The sequence below is a fragment of the Pseudomonas nitroreducens genome, assembly GCF_010994165.1.
GTDB lineage: Bacteria > Pseudomonadota > Gammaproteobacteria > Pseudomonadales > Pseudomonadaceae > Pseudomonas > Pseudomonas nitroreducens.
The window spans coordinates 406,584-423,936 of sequence record NZ_WMBX01000006.1; the positions used below are offsets into that span (position 1 = coordinate 406,584).

A 17,353-nucleotide genomic window follows, 5' to 3' on the forward strand; every position below is an offset into this window, starting at 1 on the left:
GTCTTTGCCGTCCCGATGGATCAGTTCGGGGTATAGATCTGGTCGAACACGCCGCCGTCGGCGAAGTGCGTCTTCTGCACGGTGCGCCAGTCGCCGAAGGTCTTCACCACGGAGAAGAAGTCCACCTTCGGGAAGCGGTCGGAGAACTTGGCCAGTACTTCCGGGTTGCGCGGGCGCAGGTAGTTGTTCGCCGCGATGGTCTGGCCTTCGTCGGACCACAGGTACTTCAGGTAGGCCTCGGCTTCGGCGCGGGTGCCTTTCTTGTCGACCACCTTGTCGACCACCGCCACCGGCGGCTCGGCTTCGGCGGAGACGCTCGGGTAGACCACTTCGAAGCCGCCACGGCCGAACTCGCGGGCGATCATCTCGGCTTCGTTCTCGAAGGTCACCAGCACGTCGCCGATCTGGTTCTGCATGAAGGTGGTGGTCGCTGCGCGGCCGCCGGTGTCCAGCACCGGGACGTTCTTGAACAGCTGGGCGACGAATTCCTTGGCCTTGGCTTCATCGGCGCCGTGCTTCTGCGCGTAGCCCCAGGCAGAGAGGTAGGTGTAGCGGCCGTTGCCCGAGGTCTTCGGGTTCGGCACCACGACCTGGATACCCGGCTTCACCAGATCGTCCCAGTCCTTCAGGCCCTTCGGGTTGCCTTTGCGCACGATGAACACGGTGGCGGAGGTGAAAGGCGCGCTGTTGTTCGGCAGGCGGGTCGCCCAGTCCTTCGGCACCAGGCCGCCATTGTCGGCCAGGGCGTCGATGTCGGTGGCCTGGTTCATGGTGATGACGTCGGCCGGCAGGCCGTCGATCACGGCGCGGGCCTGCTTGCTGGAACCGCCGTGGGACATCTGGATGGTGATCTTCTCGCCTTTCTCGGCCTGCCAGTGTTTCTGGAAGGCGGCGTTGTAGTCCTTGTAGAAGTCGCGCATCACGTCGTAGGAGACGTTGAGCAGGGGCTGGGCGGCCTGGGCGGCGGAGGCCAGGGCAAGGCCGGCGGCCAGCAGCGAGGCGCTGAACAGACGTTTCACGAGCAGTTCCTTTTGGCAGTGTTGTTGGGCGTCGATTATGCCGACAGGTTATATGGCAATTAAATACTTAAAGGCTATTTGCTTATGCGGCGAGCCGTTTCCCGCGCCGCGCTGTTGCGCATGCCACGAAGAGGAAAGTTGCCCGGCAGCCTAGCAGGCCGGCCGGGCAAGGGCTGCTCCGGCAGTCGTCATTCCAGCCCGCTGACTTCCAGCTCCTTGGGATACTCGACGCTGAACTTGAGGGTGGTACTGCGTTTCTCGCCCGGTTTCAGCTGCCAGTCCCATAGCAGCTTGCCGTCGTCTTCGCGCCTGGCCTCCTGGCCTTCGGGCTCCAGCAGGGTGACCTTGATCTGCTCGTTGCGCGAGATCGGCAGCTGGTCCTTGAACTGCAGGCGCTGGTCGGTCTTGTGGTTGTTCTGCGCGTCGATGCGGAACTCGTAGGTGACGCGCTTGCGGCCGCCGGTGAGGCCGGTGTAGTCGGTGTAGCGGTTGACCAGCTTGCGCTTGATCGACATCGCTTCGTCGCCGCCCAGGGCCAGCTCGAAGGTCTCGCCCGGCATCACCGCGCGCAACTGGCCGCTGGCGACGAAGGTATTGCCCAGGTAGGTGTTGAGGGTCCCGGGCAACAGTGGGTAGTCGCTGGCATTGCGGGTATCGGCCTGCAGGTACGCGGCTTCGCGCAGTGATGGCGTGGCCAGGTAGCGGAAGGTCGTCGGCAGCTTGAACTGGGCGATGGAAACCTTCTGCGAGCTGCCATCGCTGTTGAGCGTGGCGCGGGTCGGGATATGGAAGGAGGCGCTGGTGGTGGCACCGCTGACGTCGGCGACGGCGACAGGCATTTCCGCCAGCGAACCGGCCACGGCCTGTTCGTCCGCGACGAAGCGCTGGGCCTTCTTCGCTTCCATCGCCATCATCGGTGCGGCCGGTGCTGGAGCGGGGCGGGCGGGCATTACCGTGCGTGGATCGAAGGTGTCGACGAACCATGGCGACAGCGCCGGCACGCTGCTGCCCAGGTTGGGGCGAGCGGTGGACAGGGTGAGGTCGACGTCCGTCCAGTCCTCGCCGCTGCTCTGCCGGACTATGCCTTGGTAGGTCAATTCGATCTTGTCCTCACCGTCGCGCAGACGGGCGTCGTAGGCCGGGCGCCAGGAGGCATCGTAGAGCGTGTAGCTGAGCTGCAGCTGGACTTGTGCCGGCTTCTCCAGCGCCACGCGCAGGATGGCCCGCTTGTAGTGGGTGCCGTCGCCGGCCAGGTGGCTGCGCTGGTTCTCCAGTTCCTGCTTGCGTTGCTGCAGTTCCTCGCCCTGCTGGTCGAGCTTGCGCTGCTCGTCGAGGATGCGGCCCAGGTTGCCTTCGCTCATCTGCAGCAGGTTCTTCAGTTCGTCGATGCTCGGCAGTGCCTGGTTCTTGCCCGGCTTGGTGCTGCTGGCCTGGATGTCGGCGAGGAACTGCTTCTGGTTTTCCAGCACGCTGCCGCGGTCGCTGATCTCGCGCTCCTGCCGTTCGAGGTCGCGCAGTTGCGCGTCCAGCTGTTGCAGGCGGTTGTCCTCGGAGGGCGGTGAAACCTGCGGCGCGCTGCTGACGTCGAACAGGGTCGCGGCGGCGCTGGCACTGAGCGAGGCCTGCAGGCTGTTGTCATCGATGCGCAGGGGCAACTGCTCCAGGGCGATCTCGTGCTGGCCGGCGGGCAGCTGCAGGGTGGCGGTGCGGGTGACGATGGCGCGGTCGGTGTAGACGGTCACCGCGCTGATGCGGCTGTCGGCCACCTGTGGCGCGGCCAGCAGCGAGGTGCTGGCCAGCGCACCGGTCATGGCGAGGATCAGTGGATGGAGTCGAAAGGGCATGTGCTCACCTCGGGGCCTGGAAGGCGACCGACACTGCGGAACGCCACCATGGCGTCCGTCCATGGTGCTTGTGACGCACCGGGCGTGAAGAACGGGTTGAGCGCGGGGGGTGTTCCGTCGCGATGGCCGACGAGCGGTAATCCAACCGGGATCAACGTGGCGTCGTGTCATTCATTCGCGGGAACAGCGCGTTGCCGCAGCGCGAGCAGAACGCCGCTTCGGCCTCGTGGCTGGCCTTGGCGCAGGCCGGGCAGGGCTTGTCCAGTTGCCCTGGCGGGCGCTCCTGGCGCATGGCGTTGTGCAGCTCGGCGCTGAAGATGCCGGTGGGCACGGCGATGATCGAGTAGCCGGTGAGCATTACCAGGCTGGCGATGGCCTGGCCCAGCGGCGTCTTCGGAGTGATATCGCCGAAGCCCACGGTGGTCAGGGTGACGATGGCCCAGTAGATCCCTCGCGGAATGCTGGTGAAGCCGTGCTCGGGACCTTCGACCACGTACATCAGTGAGCCGAACACCGTCACCAGGCTCATTACCGAGAGGAAGAACACGGTGATTTTCTGCCGGCTGCCGCGCAGCGCGGTGAGCAGGAAGTCGGCCTGGCGCAGGTACTGGCGCAGTTTGAGGATGCGGAAGACACGCAACAGACGTACCACGCGTACCACCAGCAGGTACTGGGCATCGGGATAGAACAGTGCGATGACGCCGGGCAGCACCGCCAGCAGATCGATCAGGCCGTAGAAACTCAGGGCGTAGCGCAGCGGTTTGGGTGAGCAGTACAGGCGCAGCAGGTATTCGATCAGGAATAGCCCGCTGATGAACCATTCGATTCCACTGAGCAGGGTGCCGAACTGCTGGTGAATACGCCCGACGCTGTCGAGAAAGGCCACCAGCAGGCTGGCCAGGATGACGATCAGCAGTGCGCTGTCGAAGCGCCGCCCGGCTGCTGTGTCGGACTCGAAGATGATGATGTAGAGGCGCTGGCGAAAGCTTTGGGGGTCGGCCATGGATGAATCCGCGGAACGGGTTCAGTCACCTTAGCCGAGATGCGGCGGGGCGGCTGATGCCGCCCCGCCGGGAGCATCAGGCGCGCTCGGTCGCCTGCTGCTCGTCCACGTCGCCTTCGGCCATGCAGGCCGCGGCGGTGAACAGCACGTCGGTGGAGGAATTCAGCGCGGTTTCGGCCGAGTCCTGGAGGATGCCGATGATGAAGCCGACCGCCACCACCTGCATCGCCACCTCGCTGGAGATGCCGAACAGGCCGCAGGCCAGCGGGATCAGCAGCAGCGAGCCGCCGGCCACGCCGGAAGCGCCGCAGGCGCAGACCGAGGCGACCACGCTGAGCAGGATGGCGGTGGGCAGGTCCACGGCGATGCCGAGGGTATGCACAGCCGCCAGGGTCAGCACGCTGATGGTGATGGCGGCGCCGGCCATGTTGATGGTCGCGCCCAGCGGGATCGACACCGAGTAGGTGTCCTCGTGCAGGCCCAGGCGCTCGCACAGTTGCAGGTTGACCGGGATGTTGGCCGCCGAGCTGCGCGTGAAGAAGGCGGTGATGCCGCTCTCGCGCAGGCACATCAGCACCAGCGGGTAAGGGTTGCGACGGATCTTGGCGAAGACGATCAGCGGGTTGACCACCAGCGCCACGAACAGCATGCAGCCCAGCAGCACGGCCAGCAGGTGCAGGTAGCCGAGCAAGGCGTCGAAGCCGGATTCGGCGATGGTGCCGGCCACCAGGCCGAAGATGCCCAGCGGGGCGAAGGCGATGACGACGCGAACGATCAGGGTGACGCCGTTGGCCATGTCATCCAGCAGGTCGCGGGTGGTCTGGCGGGCGTGGCGCAGGGCGATCCCCAGGCCGATGGCCCAGGCCAGGATGGCGATGAAGTCCGCCTCCAGCAGCGCCTTCACCGGGTTGGTGGTGACGCTGAACAGCAGCGAGCGCAGCACTTCGCCAATACCGCCGGGCGGTGCCAGTTCGCTGCTGGGCGCATGCAGTACCAGGTTCGACGGGAAGGCGAAGCTGGCGATCACCGCGACCACCGCGGCGGAGAAGGTGCCGATCAGGTAGAGCACCAGGATCGGGCGGATATGGGTGCGCTGGCCCTGCTTGTGGTTGGCGATGGAGGCCATCACCAGTACCAGCACCAGGATCGGCGCCACGGCCTTCAGCGCGGAGATGAACAGCTTGCCGAGCAGGCCGACCGCCTGTGCGCCTTGCGGCCAGAGCAGGGCGAGGGCGATGCCGCAGAGCATGCCGATGAAGATCCGCAGGACCAGGCTGGTGCCCTTGAGCCGCTGCAGGAGGGTGGGAGTGGGAAGCGTCATGACATCGTTCGCTGCGTGAATGAGGGGACGCACCCGTGGCCGGATGCGCAAGGGCGCGGATTATGCCGTCTGAAGCCGGCAAATGCGCGGCTACCCGTCGATTGATCGGTCAGGTTGTGCTTCTTCAGGTGTCAGGTCGCAGTCTGGACGGCTGCGCGCGCGCCGGCATTGATCCATGCCGGTCGCCTTGGCAATAAGGGGAATTCAGCGCAGGTCGGCGAAGGTTTCCGGGTCCAGGTCGACGGCGGCGACCCGTTGCACGGCGCCACGCATGGTGACCTGAAAGTCATCAGCGACACGGATTTCCAGGCGGCCGCCAGCCAGGTGCAGGTCGATGTGCTCATCGCACAGCCCCAGCCGGCGTGCCACTGCGGCCGCCGCGCAACTGCTGGTGCCGGAGGACAGCGTGTAGCCGGCGCCGCGCTCCCAGATTTCGACGCGCAGCGCGTCGCGGGCGAGCCACTGGACGAACTGCACGTTGCTGCGCCGGGGGAACAGCGGATGATTTTCCAGCAGCGGACCGAGGCGGCGTGCCAGTTCGGGGCTGGTCTGTTCGACGAAGACCACGCAGTGCGGATTACCCATGGAAACGGCGTTGATCTCCAGCGCGACGCCGTCGATTTCCAGTGGATAGCCCAGCGCCTCGGGGGCATCGACCCGCACCGGAATCCTTGCACAGGCGAACTCGGCGCGGCCCATGGATACCTCGACGGTGCGCCCCTCGTCGAATACCTGGCTGGTGACCGTACCGCCGGCGGTGACGACGTCGAACGGCTGGTCTGCGACCAATCCGCAATCCCACAGGTAGCGGGAGAAAATGCGCAGGCCGTTGCCGCTCTTCTCCGCTTCCGAGCCGTCCGGATTGAGGATGCGCAGGCCGAAGGCGCTGTCGCTGTGATTCGCCAGCAGGATGCCGTCGGAGCCGATGCCGAAGTGGCGGTCGCAGACCCGGCCGATCTGCGCCGGCGTCAGGGTAAAGGGCGCTTTGCCGGCGTACACCAGATAGTCATTGCCCAGTGCCTGGTATTTCACGAAGTGCATGGTCGCGGTCCGTCGCCAGTGGAAAGCTCCGACTATACACGCGGCCCGGTGTGTTCCGTGCCCTGGCTCAGCAGCGCATCCAGCACGCGCTGGCCGAGAATCACCAGCCAGCAGGCGAGGATGAAGGGCGCGGTGAAGGCGGGCAGGCCGACCAGCGCGAAGCAGGGTTGCAGCAGCACCGCCAGGAGGATGCCGCACAGTGGCGCCAGGGGGCTGCGGAAGCGCAGCGACAGGGCGATCCCGGCCAGCGCGCCGTTCAGCCCGAGCAGTCCGGCCTGAGCGGAGGCGGCCGGCAGGCCGAGCAGCGGCGCGATGGCCAAGGCGCCTGCGGCGCCGAGCAGCGCCCAGAACGCGGCGCGACGATCCGCCAGCAGCAGGCCGAGGGCGATGGTCAGGCCGGCGAGCGGTTCACCGAGGAAGATCACCTCGCCGAAGCCCTGCGTCGTCGAGTCCAGCAACGGGTTCACCGTGCCGCAGGACAGGCAGGCGGTCGCGGCCGCTGGCGCGAAGCCAAGGGCCTTGCCCAGCGTCACCGACACCCAGCCCAGCAGCACGAAGGCCGAGGTATAGGCCGGCAGGCCGAAGCGCTGGCGTGACTGCCGCAATAGCACGGCCTGCACCGCCACCGAGGTGAGGATGGCGGCGATGGTCAGCATCACCAGCCCCAGCGACCACTGGAATACGAAGGGCAGCAGCAGGCCGATGAGGATCGGGTTGTAGTCGTGCAGGCCGGCGTCGATGTCCGCCTGCGGCTCGCGCACGAAGCGCGCGGTGAGCGGGCCGAGCAGGGCGCCCAGCAAGGCGCCGGGCAGCAGCTGCGGTGCGGACCAGGCGATGGTCAGCAGCAGGATCAGGCCGAAGCGTGCGTCAGCCTGCAGGTAGATCTGGCCGAAGCCGATCAGCCGGGTGCGCAGCGGATGTTTCCTGGAGAGAGGATTCAGGTGCATGTGGGTACAGGGCAGGTTAAATGAGGCTCCGCAGCGCTTCGCTAGGTGTGGAGCATCGAGGCCCCATCGACGAGCAGTGCGTGAGCATTCTGTGACGCCGCCATACGGGGCCGCGCCACGGGGTTGGAAAAAGAAAAGAGGCTGCCGGCGGGATCGCCGCCAACAGCCTCAAAGTTCCATGGCCAGCATTGGGAGTTGCTGCGTGGGGGCCATGGACCGACAAGCATTCGGTGCTCATGTTTCTGCTGCTGAAGCACTCAGTAGCAAGGTCAAACCCGGACGGACGGGGACGCGGCCCCGTATTCCCGGCCCCGTCCGTCCGGGAGTGACTCGGTGCGGAGGCACGCGCGTTGGCGTGGCTCCTGAACTCGGTTGCCCTCTCCCCAGCCCTCTCCCGCAAGCGGGAGAGGGGGCTTGAGCGGCAGAAGGCGGAACACCGGAGTCACTGGCGGCGCCGAACTGCCCCCTCTCCCTTCAGGGAGAGGGTTGGGGAGAGGGGCTCTCAGGCTTGCATCAAACTTCCAGCGCCGGCGCCACCGTTTCGATCCGCAGCATGTTGGTGCTGCCCGGCTGGCCGAAGGGCACGCCAGCGGTGATCACCACGGTGTCGCCACGGCGTGCCATGCGCTGGGCCAGGGCGATGTCCAGGGCGGTGGAGCAGATCTCGTCGACATGGGCGAGCTGCGCGTTGACCACCGAATGGACACCCCAGGCCACGGTCAGGCGGCGGGCGGATTTCAGTTGCGGGGTGAGGCTGAGGATCGGTGCCTTGGGCCGCTCGCGGGAGGCGCGCAGGGTCGAGGCGCCGGACTCGGTGTAGTTCACCAGCACCGCCACCGGCAGGATGCGGCTGATCCGGCGGATCGCGCAGCTGATGGCGTCGGAGACGGTGGCGTCCGGTTCCGGGCGGTTGATCTCCAGCGTCGCCTGGTAGTCCGGCTCGGCTTCGACCTGGCGGATGATCTTCGCCATCATCTCCACCGCTTCACGCGGGTACTGGCCCGAGGCGCTTTCGGCGCTGAGCATCACGCAGTCGGCGCCTTCGCTGACGGCGTTGGCGACGTCGGTCACCTCGGCACGGGTCGGCGCCGGGGAGAAGCGCATGGATTCGAGCATCTGCGTCGCCACTACCACCGGGCGGCCGAGCTGGCGGCAGACCTGGATGATGCGCTTCTGGATGCCCGGCACGCTCTCGGCCGGCATCTCCACGCCGAGGTCGCCACGGGCGACCATGATCGCGTCGGACAGGCGGGCGATGGCTTCGATGGACTGCACCGCCGAAGGCTTCTCGATCTTGGCCATGAGGAATGCCTTGTCGCCGATCAGCGCGCGGGCTTCCTCGATGTCTTCGGGACGCTGCACGAAGGACAGCGCCACCCAGTCCACGCCCAGCTCCAGGCCGAAGGCCAGATCACGGCGGTCCTTGGCGGTCAGCGGGCTGAGCTTGAGCACCGCTTCCGGGACGTTGACGCCCTTGCGGTCGGACAGCTCGCCGCTGTTCATCACGCGGGTTTCGATGGCATCGCTGTGGGCGTTGAGCACCTGCAGGCGAATCTTGCCGTCGTCCAGCAGCAGGCTCATGCCCGGTTCCAGCGCCTGGATGATTTCCGGGTGGGGCAGGGTGACGCGCTGCTGGTCGCCCGGTGCGTCGTTGAGGTCGAGGGTGAAGGTCTGGCCCTTCTCCAGCTGGACGGCGCCCTCGGCGAAACGGCCCACGCGCAGCTTCGGCCCTTGCAGGTCCATGAGGATGCCGATGGGGTAGTTCAGTTCGGCTTCCACTTCGCGCACCCAGGCGAAACGCTGGGCGTGGTCGCTGTACTCGCCGTGGCTGAAGTTCAGGCGGAACAGGTTGGCGCCGGCTTCCACCAATGCGCGGATGTCGTCGCGGCTTTTGATCGCCGGGCCCAGGGTCGCGAGGATTTTTACTTTCTTGTCAGGAGTCATAATCAGGCTCGAATCAGGTGATTTCGTGGCCGCGTTGCTGGGTCAGCGTTCGCCAGGCTAGACGCGGAATGCAGCTAATGGCGTTCCCTTCGCAAATTCCGCAACGACGCATGGCGAACGCAGACACGCTACCCGAAGGGACGGGGCCAGCTTGTCGCAGTGCAGCGTTGCTCGTCGGTCATTTGGAATCACCAAATCTCTCTCCTCGCGCCTCGCCCTGCGACAAGCTGGCCTCCGTCGCGGCCGACGAAATCACCTGATTCGAGCCTGCATTCTCGAGGACCAGGATGGCGCGGAAGTCGTTGACGTTGGTGCGGGTCGGCCTGGTGATCACCAGGTCGCCCAGTTCGGCGAAGAAGCCGTAGCCGTTGTTGTTGTCGAGCTCGTGCAGCGGGTTCAGGCCGGCCTTGGCGGCACGGCTGTAGCTGCACGGGCTCATCAGGGCACCGGCGTTGCTTTCCATGCCGTCGATGCCGTCGGTGTCCCCCGCCAGGGCCCAGATGTTCGGTTCACCTTTCAGGTCGGCGGTGAGGCTGAGGAGAAACTCGGCGTTGCGTCCGCCGCGGCCATTGCCGCGCACGGTCACGGTGGTCTCGCCACCGGAGAGGATCAGGCACGGCGCCTTCAGCGGCTGGCCGTACTTGCGAACCTGCCGGGCGATGCCGGCGTGGACCTTGGCCACTTCGCGGGACTCACCTTCCAGGTCGCCGAGGATCAGCGTCGGGATGCCAGCGGCTTCAGCCTTGGCAGCCACGGCGTCGATGGCATGCTGGGGTGTGGCGATCAGCTTGAAGTGGCTGCGCGACAGGCACTCGTCGCCGGGCTTTACCGTTTCCGAACGCGGGTCTTCCAGCCAGGCGCGCACGTTCGCCGGGACTTCGATGGCGTAGCGCTTGAGGATCGCCAGTGCGTCGGCGGAGGTGGTCGGGTCGCCCACGGTGGGGCCGGAGGCGATCACCGTGGCCTCGTCGCCGGGCACGTCGGAAATCGCGTAGGTGTACACGCTGGCCGGCCAGCAGGCGCGTGCCAGGCGGCCGCCCTTGATGGCCGAGAGGTGCTTGCGCACGCAGTTCATTTCGCTGATGGCCGCGCCGGATTTCAGCAGTGCCTTGTTCACGCTGCGCTTGTCGTCGAGGCTGATGCCTTCGGCCGGCAGGGCAAGCAGGGCAGAGCCGCCGCCGGAGAGCAGGAATATTACCCGGTCGCTTTCGGTCAGGCCGCTGATCAGTTCCAGTACGCGACGGGCAACGCGTTCGCCGGCGTCGTCCGGGACTGGGTGCGAGGCCTCCACCACTTCGATGCTGTGGCACTGCGCGCCGTAGCCGTAGGGCGCGACGACCAGGCCTTCGACCTGGCCGTTCCAGTGTTGCTCGGCGACTTCGGCCATGGCCCCGGCGGCCTTGCCGGCGCCGATGACGATGGTGCGGCCACCTTTATCGGTGGGCAGGTGCTGCGCCAGTACCTGGGCCGGATGCGCGGCGGCAATGGCGGTGTCGAACAGCTCGCGCAGGAAGGCGCGTGGGTCCAGGCTCATGACAGGCTCCCGTGATTCTTGTTGTGGTGTATCCATGGCTCAATCTCCTTGGCAAAGGAGACTCAGCGATGGATTCGAACGCCCCGGCCGGCAAGGCCGTGATTCCCAACGGCCGGGTGTTCGAGTCGCTTTGCAGCATGGCGGGCGACGCCACTCCCATAACCTCGCCCGTCACCTTGCTCTTGCTGGCGGATAACGCCGTGGCGTTATCCGCCGCCTCTCAATCCTTGCGGATGGAGAAGTTGGCCATGTGCTCCAGGCCCTTGATCAGGCCGGAGTGGTCCCAGTTGCTGCCGCCGATGGCCGCGCAGGTGCTGAACACTTGCTGGGCGTTGGCGGTGTTGGGCAGGTTCAGGCCCAGTTCGCGCGCGCCGGCCAGGGCCAGGTTGAGGTCCTTCTGGTGCAGGCTGATGCGGAAGCCCGGATCGAAGGTGCCCTTGACCATGCGGTCGCCGTGCACTTCGAGGATGCGCGAGGAGGCGAAGCCGCCCATCAGCGCTTCACGCACCTTGGCCGGGTCCGCGCCATTCTTGGCGGCGAACAGCAGGGCTTCGGCAACGGCCTGGATGTTCAGGGCGACGATGATCTGGTTGGCCACCTTGGCGGTCTGGCCATCGCCATTGCCGCCGACGCGGGTGATGTTCTTGCCCATGGCCTGGAACAGCGGCAGGGCGCGTTCGAAGGTATTCGGGCAGCCGCCGACCATGATGCTCAGGGACGCGGCCTTGGCGCCGACTTCACCGCCGGAAACCGGGGCGTCCAGGTACTGCGCGCCAGTGGCCTTGATCTTCTCGGCGAAGGTCTTGGTGGCGGTGGGGGAGATCGAGCTCATGTCGATCACCACCTTGTTCGGGCCCACGCCCTCGGCGATGCCGTCCTTGCGGAACAGCACGTCTTCGACCTGCGGGGTGTCCGGGACCATCACGATGATGAACTCGGCTTCCTGGGCGACTTCCTTGGGATTGGCCAAGCCGATGGCGCCGGCTTCGACCAGGGCGGCAGGCGCTGCATCGTGGTGGGTGGAAACGAAGATCTGGTGACCGGCTTTCTGCAGGTTCTGCGCCATGGGCAGGCCCATGATGCCGGTGCCGATGAATCCGATTTTGGCCATGAGGAATTCTCCTGGTTGTTCTTGTTAGGCTGGCTGGCGCGGTGCGTACCTACCGCGCCAGCCGGCGAATCAGATGACGTTGTGGCTCTTCAGCCAGCCAAGGCCGGCTTCGGTGGTGGTCTTGGGCTTGTATTCGCAGCCGACCCAGCCGCGGTAGCCGATGCGGTCCAGGTGGTCGAACAGGAAGCGGTAGTTGATCTCGCCGGTGCCCGGTTCGTGGCGGCCGGGGTTGTCGGCCAGCTGCACGTGGTTGATCGAGGCGAGGTTCTTCTCCAGCGTCCGCGCCAGGTCACCTTCCATGATCTGCATGTGGTAGATGTCGTACTGCAGGAACAGGTTGGCGCTGCCGACCTTCTCGCGGATGTCCTGGGCCTGCTGGGTGGTCTGCAGGTAGAAGCCGGGAATGTCGAGGGTGTTGATCATTTCCATGACCAGCTTGATGCCCGCGGCTTCGAGCTTGCCCGCCGCGTACTCCAGGTTGTTCAGGAAGGTATTTTCGATGGTCGCGCAGTCATGACCCTGCGGCCGGATGCCGGCCAGGCAGTTGACCTGGGTGTTGCCCAGGACCTTGGCGTAGGCGATGGCCTTGTCGACGCCGGCGCGGAATTCCTCGACGCGGTCCGGGTGGCAGGCGATGCCGCGTTCGCCTTTCGACCAATCGCCGGCAGGCAGGTTGAACAGCACTTGCTCGAGCTGGTTGGCGTCCAGGCGGGCCTTGATCACCTTGGCCTCGACGTCATACGGGAACAGGTACTCGACACCGCTGAAACCGGCGCGTGCGGCGGCGTCGAAGCGGTCGAGGAAGTCCACCTCGGTGAACAGCATGGACAGGTTGGCGCAGAAACGGGGCATGGGGTCACTCCTGTTGAACGGGTGGTGCGTGGTGCTCGGCTTCTTCTTTAGAGAGAGCTGGGGGTGGGGGACTCCCCGCCAGGAAATGTCCACCCCCAGCTCCTCCCCGCAGGGAGGAGTCGTTCGGTCCGACTAATCAGTCGAGCAGCGAGATGGCCGTCGGCGCGTCGACGCCTTTCAGGGCCAGCTCTTCGAACTCGTTGACCGCGTTGATCTCGGTGCCCATGGAGATGTTGGTGACACGCTCCAGGATGACCTCGACCACCACCGGTACACGGTGCTGCTGCATCAGCTCGCGGGCCTGGGCGAAGGCCGCGCCGATCTGGTTCGGGTCGGATACGCGGATCGCCTTGCAACCCAGACCTTCCACCACGGCGACGTGGTCGACGCCATAACCGTTGAGCTCCGGCGCGTTGACGTTCTCGAACGCCAGCTGCACGCAGTAGTCGATCTCGAAACCGCGCTGCGCCTGGCGGATCAGGCCCAGGTAGGAGTTGTTCACCAGCACGTGGATGTACGGCAGGTTGAACTGCGCGCCGGCGGCCAGCTCTTCGATCATGAACTGGAAGTCATAGTCGCCCGACAGTGCGACGACCTGGCGGCTCGGGTCGGCCTTGACCACGCCCAGCGCTGCCGGAATGGTCCAGCCCAGCGGGCCGGCCTGGCCGCAGTTGATCCAGTGGCGCGGCTTGTACACGTGCAGGAACTGCGCGCCGGCGATCTGTGACAGACCGATGGTGCTGACGTAGCAGGTGTCCTTGCCGAAGAACTCGTTCATCTCTTCGTAGACGCGCTGCGGCTTGACCGGCACGTTGTCGAAGTGGGTCTTGCGCTGCATGGTGCGCTTGCGCTCGCGGCAGGATTCGACCCAGGCGCTGCGGTCCTTGAGCTTGCCGGCGGCTTTCCATTCGCGGGCCACTTCCAGGAACACGTCCAGGGCGGAGCCGGCGTCGGAGACGATGCCCAGGTCCGGGGTGAATACGCGGCCAATCTGGGTCGGTTCGATGTCCACGTGGACGAACTTGCGGCCAGCGGTGTAGACGTCGACCGAACCGGTGTGACGGTTGGCCCAGCGGTTGCCGATGCCGAACACCATGTCCGACTCCAGGACGGTGGCGTTGCCGTAGCGGTGCGAGGTCTGCAGACCGCACATGCCGGCCATCAGCGGGTGATCGTCGGGGATGGTGCCCCAGCCCATCAGGGTCGGGACTACCGGCACGCCGGTCAGCTCGGCGAATTCCACCAGCTTGTCGGATGCGTCGGCGTTGATGATGCCGCCGCCGGCGCAGATCAGCGGACGCTCGGCATCATTGAGCAGGGCCAGGGCTTTCTCGGCCTGGGCGCGGGTGGCCTTGGGCTTGTTGACCGCCAGCGGCTCGTAGGCGTCGATGTCGAACTCGATCTCGGCCATCTGCACGTCGAACGGCAGGTCGATCAGCACTGGGCCGGGACGGCCGCTGCGCATTTCGAAGAAGGCCTTCTGGAAGGCGTAGGGCACCTGGCCCGGCTCCAGCACGGTGGTCGCCCACTTGGTGACCGGCTTGACGATGCTGGTGATGTCCACGGCCTGGAAGTCTTCCTTGTGCATGCGCGCACGGGGAGCCTGGCCGGTGATGCAGAGAATCGGGATGGAGTCGGCGGAAGCCGAGTACAGGCCGGTGACCATGTCGGTGCCGGCCGGGCCGGAGGTGCCGATGCACACGCCGATGTTGCCGGCGTTGGTGCGGGTGTAGCCCTCGGCCATGTGCGAGGCGCCTTCTACGTGGCGGGCCAGGACGTGATCGATGCCACCGAGTTTCTTCATGGCCGCGTACATGGGGTTGATGGCGGCGCCCGGTACGCCGAAGGCGGTATCGACACCTTCGCGACGCATGACGAGTACGGCAGCCTCGATTGCTCTCATTCTGGCCATATTTTGTTCCTCGGTTCTTATACTGATTGTGTACAAAAGTTGAGGCGATTCTAGGCAGGCAACTCGACGAAGGTCAAGACGGGTTGTATACGAGGGACTGAGCGGTCATTTTTCACTGAAAGCCTTCTGCTGCGCTGGTTTCCGAGAAAACCTGAACGCAGGGTCAAACTATCGTTTGAAAAAATGTATACAAAAATAGATGCAGATTGTCCTTTTAAGTTGCTTTGGGTGAGACCTTCGGCTACTAGATTGCGTACAGATTTCTGATGCGCGTGTGTGCAGCATTCATCGGTGCGCACAGCGTGATCCGGCTTATCACCCTTGAAGAGGAAAACCTCATGACCACCCTGAGCCTGGAAACCGCACTGGACATTACCCGTCACGCCCTAGTGGCCAGCCGCGAGCTGTCCACTGCGCCGCTGACCATCGCTGTGCTGGACGCTGGCGGGCATCTGTTGAGCCTGCAGCGCGAGGATGGCGCGAGCATGCTTCGCCCGCAGATCGCCATCGGCAAGGCGTGGGGGGCGGTGGCGCTGGGCAAGTCGTCGCGCGTGCTGGCGGCGGACGCTCAGCAGCGGCCGTCATTCATTGCGGCGGTGAATACGCTGGCGCAGGGCAACGTCGTGCCGGCGCCAGGTGGTGTGCTGATCCGCAATTCGGCCAATGAAGTGATCGGTGCCATTGGCATCAGCGGCGATGTGTCGGATATCGATGAGCAGTGCGCTATCCGCGGCGTTCAGGCGCTGGGCCTGGTCGCGGACGCGGGCTGATCGAAGACGGGAAGGGCGCGCGTTCGTCGTGCGCCTGGGCGAACTTGTAGGAGCGAGCCTGCTCGCGAACCTCCATTAACACCGGTCGTTTCAGGTGTGAAGCGGGATCGCGAGCAAGCTCGCTCCTACGCGTTTCCGGGGTGCCAGTAGGATGGGTGGAGCGAAGCGATACCCATGCTGCAACGGTTGAAAACGCTTAGATCGAGAGCGGCCGCAAACGCCCCTGCGCCTTCGGCTCGCTGCCGTTGTCCGGCGCCGTTCCACGCAGCACCAGGCGAGTGATGGTCTCGGTGGCCGCCTCGAAATCCGCATCGCTCAGGCTGGTCTTGCCGGTGACCATGGAGATCTGCCAGTCGAAATCGGCATAGGTCTGCGTTGCCGCCCAGATGGTGAACAGCAGGTGGTGCGGGTCCACCGGTGCCAGCAGGCCGCGGTCGATCCAGCTCTGCAGGCAGGCGATGTTGCGCTGGGCCTGGGCGTTCAGTTCCTCCAGGTATTCCTTGGGCAGGTGCGGTGCTCCGTGCATCAGCTCGCTGGCGAATACCTTCGAGGCGTGCGGCAACTCCTGGGAAATCTTCACTTTGGAGCGGATGTAGGCGCGCAGTGCTTCGCTCGGCTCGTCGTCCTCGCGGAACGGCGCGGACGCCTGCAGCAAGGGTTCCACCACGCTTTCCAGCACGCTGCGGTAGAGGTTTTCCTTGGACTGGAAATAGTAGTAGACGTTGGGCTTGGGCAGCCCGGCGCGAGCGGCGATGTCGCTGGTCTTGGTCGCCGCGAACCCCTTCTCGGCGAACTCCTCGCTGGCTGCGCGCAGGATCAGGCGCCGGTTACGCTCGCGAATGCTGGTCATTGGCTGGTCTTCTTTCTTGTATTGCGTGGTCACCAAATATAAGCCGGGCATGGTAGCACCGGGCTCCGGAAGCCCTCAACTCAGGCGCTTGTACGCATTTTCCTGACTCATGGGTCGGTTTTTTGTGTACAGCGGCAAGGTTCTGCGGTATTTCTAGCGCACTTTCGTTCGGCACCTGCCATCCGGAACCCCAATGTCCGATTCCCAGTTGGTCGACCCCTTCGGTCGACGCATCACCTACCTGCGCCTGTCGGTCACCGACCGCTGCGACTTCCGCTGCACCTACTGCATGAGCGAAGACATGCAGTTCCTGCCGCGCGATCAGGTATTGAGTCTGGAGGAGCTCGAAGCCGTCGCCGACGCCTTCATCGGCCTGGGTGTGAAGCGCATCCGCATTACCGGCGGGGAGCCGCTGGTGCGCAAGGGGCTGACCGGCCTGCTGGCCAGGCTGGGCGCGCGGCCGGAACTGGAAGACCTTTCCATCACCACCAATGGCTCGCAACTGCGTGAGCGCGCCGTTGAGCTGCGAGCTGCGGGTGTGCGCCGCCTGAACATCAGCCTCGACTCCCTGCGCCGCGAGCGCTTCGCCGCCTTCACCCGTTCCGACAGGCTGGAGCAGGTGCTCGACGGTATCGACGCCGCCCGCGAGGCCGGCTTCGAGCGCATCAAGCTCAATGCCGTGGTGCAGAAGGGCCGCAACGACGATGAGGTGTGTGACCTGGTGGAGTTTGCCCTGGCCAAGGGCATCGACATCAGCTTCATCGAAGAGATGCCGTTGGGCGCCGTCAGCAGCCACGAGCGCAAGCAGACCCTGTGCAGCAGCGACGAAGTCCGCGCGCAGCTCGCCGAACGCTGGCAGTTGCTGCCCACGCCCGAGCGCAGCGGCGGGCCTTCGCGCTACTACCGCATCGACGGTTACGCCAGCCGCATTGGATTCATCTCCCCCCACAGCCACAACTTCTGTGGCGACTGCAATCGGGTGCGGGTGACCGCCGAAGGCAAGCTGGTGCTCTGCCTTGGCCATGAAGGCGCGCTGGACCTGCGCCAACTGCTGCGCGAACACCCCGGCGACAGCGTGCGCCTGCGCGAGGCGCTGATGCGCGCGCTGCAACTCAAGCCTGAGCGCCACCATTTCGAAGCGGATCAGCAAGTACAGGTGCTGCGCTTCATGAGCATGACCGGCGGCTGAGTCCGCCACGGCGGGT

13 protein-coding genes and 1 pseudogene are annotated in these 17,353 nt (G+C 65.5%); 2 read left to right on the plus strand and 12 right to left on the minus strand.

Annotation, left to right across the window (positions count from 1 at the left end; all coding sequences use genetic code 11):
* Positions 1-20 precede the first annotated feature (20 nt).
* The 11 genes and pseudogenes from GJV37_RS25715 to gcl all read right to left on the minus strand — a co-directional run bounded on the left by GJV37_RS25715 (position 21) and on the right by gcl (position 14,528).
* Positions 21-1,019: a sulfate ABC transporter substrate-binding protein gene (locus GJV37_RS25715; RefSeq protein WP_024763142.1), complete on the minus strand. Its 999-nt coding sequence runs from the start codon at positions 1,017-1,019 to the stop codon at positions 21-23.
* Positions 1,020-1,207: 188 nt separating this feature from the next.
* Complete coding sequence (locus tag GJV37_RS25720) at positions 1,208-2,863, minus strand: mucoidy inhibitor MuiA family protein (RefSeq protein ID WP_281368016.1); 1,656 nt, start codon at positions 2,861-2,863, stop codon at positions 1,208-1,210.
* Positions 2,864-3,014: 151 nt separating this feature from the next.
* Positions 3,015-3,866, minus strand: coding sequence for an ion transporter (locus tag GJV37_RS25725; RefSeq protein WP_170859722.1), 852 nt, complete (start codon positions 3,864-3,866; stop codon positions 3,015-3,017).
* A 76-nt stretch (positions 3,867-3,942) separates the two neighbouring features.
* On the minus strand, positions 3,943-5,187 hold the full coding sequence (gene sstT / locus GJV37_RS25730) for a serine/threonine transporter SstT (protein ID WP_037013914.1): 1,245 nt from the start codon (positions 5,185-5,187) through the stop codon (positions 3,943-3,945).
* Positions 5,188-5,391: 204 nt separating this feature from the next.
* Entirely contained in the window at positions 5,392-6,228 is an 837-nt protein-coding gene (dapF, locus tag GJV37_RS25735; protein WP_024763146.1) for a diaminopimelate epimerase, read from the minus strand.
* A gap of 32 nt (positions 6,229-6,260) precedes the next feature.
* The gene (locus tag GJV37_RS25740; RefSeq protein ID WP_170859721.1) at positions 6,261-7,175 is read right to left on the minus strand and encodes an urea transporter; all 915 of its coding nucleotides are present in this window, start codon (positions 7,173-7,175) and stop codon (positions 6,261-6,263) included.
* A 513-nt stretch (positions 7,176-7,688) separates the two neighbouring features.
* Positions 7,689-9,119: a pyruvate kinase gene (gene pyk, locus GJV37_RS25745; RefSeq protein ID WP_170859720.1), complete on the minus strand. Its 1,431-nt coding sequence runs from the start codon at positions 9,117-9,119 to the stop codon at positions 7,689-7,691.
* Positions 9,120-9,390: 271 nt separating this feature from the next.
* Positions 9,391-10,653 (minus strand): annotated as a pseudogene (locus GJV37_RS25750) (glycerate kinase type-2 family protein); the annotation flags it as partial.
* Positions 10,654-10,873: 220 nt separating this feature from the next.
* Complete coding sequence (locus tag GJV37_RS25755; RefSeq protein ID WP_024763150.1) at positions 10,874-11,764, minus strand: 2-hydroxy-3-oxopropionate reductase; 891 nt, start codon at positions 11,762-11,764, stop codon at positions 10,874-10,876.
* Positions 11,765-11,833: 69 nt separating this feature from the next.
* The gene (gene hyi / locus GJV37_RS25760; RefSeq protein WP_170859719.1) at positions 11,834-12,616 is read right to left on the minus strand and encodes a hydroxypyruvate isomerase; all 783 of its coding nucleotides are present in this window, start codon (positions 12,614-12,616) and stop codon (positions 11,834-11,836) included.
* A gap of 136 nt (positions 12,617-12,752) precedes the next feature.
* Positions 12,753-14,528 carry a glyoxylate carboligase gene (gene gcl, locus GJV37_RS25765; RefSeq protein ID WP_054911137.1) on the minus strand — a complete coding sequence of 592 codons (1,776 nt, stop codon included), beginning with the start codon at positions 14,526-14,528 and terminating at the stop codon, positions 12,753-12,755.
* 338 nt (positions 14,529-14,866) lie between these two features.
* Between gcl and GJV37_RS25770 the strand changes: the two genes are divergently transcribed.
* Positions 14,867-15,298, plus strand: coding sequence for a GlcG/HbpS family heme-binding protein (locus GJV37_RS25770; RefSeq protein WP_024763153.1), 432 nt, complete (start codon positions 14,867-14,869; stop codon positions 15,296-15,298).
* 196 nt (positions 15,299-15,494) lie between these two features.
* Here GJV37_RS25770 and GJV37_RS25775 read toward each other — a convergent pair whose 3' ends face one another.
* Positions 15,495-16,148 (minus strand): TetR/AcrR family transcriptional regulator, encoded by a 654-nt coding sequence (locus GJV37_RS25775; RefSeq protein WP_037017082.1) that lies wholly within the window; start codon positions 16,146-16,148, stop codon positions 15,495-15,497.
* Positions 16,149-16,341: 193 nt separating this feature from the next.
* Here GJV37_RS25775 and moaA point away from each other — a divergent pair, with 193 nt between their 5' ends.
* Entirely contained in the window at positions 16,342-17,337 is a 996-nt protein-coding gene (gene moaA, locus GJV37_RS25780) for a GTP 3',8-cyclase MoaA (protein ID WP_170859718.1), read from the plus strand.
* Positions 17,338-17,353: the final 16 nt, after the last annotated feature.

Excerpts from the sequence above, each read along its gene's own strand:
- gcl (WP_054911137.1), bottom strand. The coding sequence starts at position 14,528 with ATGGCCAGAATGAGAGCAATCGAGGCTGCCGTACTCGTCATGCGTCGC.
- hyi (WP_170859719.1), bottom strand. The coding sequence starts at position 12,616 with ATGCCCCGTTTCTGCGCCAACCTGTCCATGCTGTTCACCGAGGTGGAC.
- moaA (WP_170859718.1), top strand. The coding sequence starts at position 16,342 with ATGTCCGATTCCCAGTTGGTCGACCCCTTCGGTCGACGCATCACCTAC.
- GJV37_RS25775 (WP_037017082.1), bottom strand. The coding sequence starts at position 16,148 with ATGACCAGCATTCGCGAGCGTAACCGGCGCCTGATCCTGCGCGCAGCC.
- pyk (WP_170859720.1), bottom strand. The coding sequence starts at position 9,119 with ATGACTCCTGACAAGAAAGTAAAAATCCTCGCGACCCTGGGCCCGGCG.
- GJV37_RS25720 (WP_281368016.1), bottom strand. The coding sequence starts at position 2,863 with ATGCCCTTTCGACTCCATCCACTGATCCTCGCCATGACCGGTGCGCTG.
- GJV37_RS25740 (WP_170859721.1), bottom strand. The coding sequence starts at position 7,175 with ATGCACCTGAATCCTCTCTCCAGGAAACATCCGCTGCGCACCCGGCTG.
- GJV37_RS25755 (WP_024763150.1), bottom strand. The coding sequence starts at position 11,764 with ATGGCCAAAATCGGATTCATCGGCACCGGCATCATGGGCCTGCCCATG.
- dapF (WP_024763146.1), bottom strand. The coding sequence starts at position 6,228 with ATGCACTTCGTGAAATACCAGGCACTGGGCAATGACTATCTGGTGTAC.
- GJV37_RS25725 (WP_170859722.1), bottom strand. The coding sequence starts at position 3,866 with ATGGCCGACCCCCAAAGCTTTCGCCAGCGCCTCTACATCATCATCTTC.
- GJV37_RS25770 (WP_024763153.1), top strand. The coding sequence starts at position 14,867 with ATGACCACCCTGAGCCTGGAAACCGCACTGGACATTACCCGTCACGCC.
- sstT (WP_037013914.1), bottom strand. The coding sequence starts at position 5,187 with ATGACGCTTCCCACTCCCACCCTCCTGCAGCGGCTCAAGGGCACCAGC.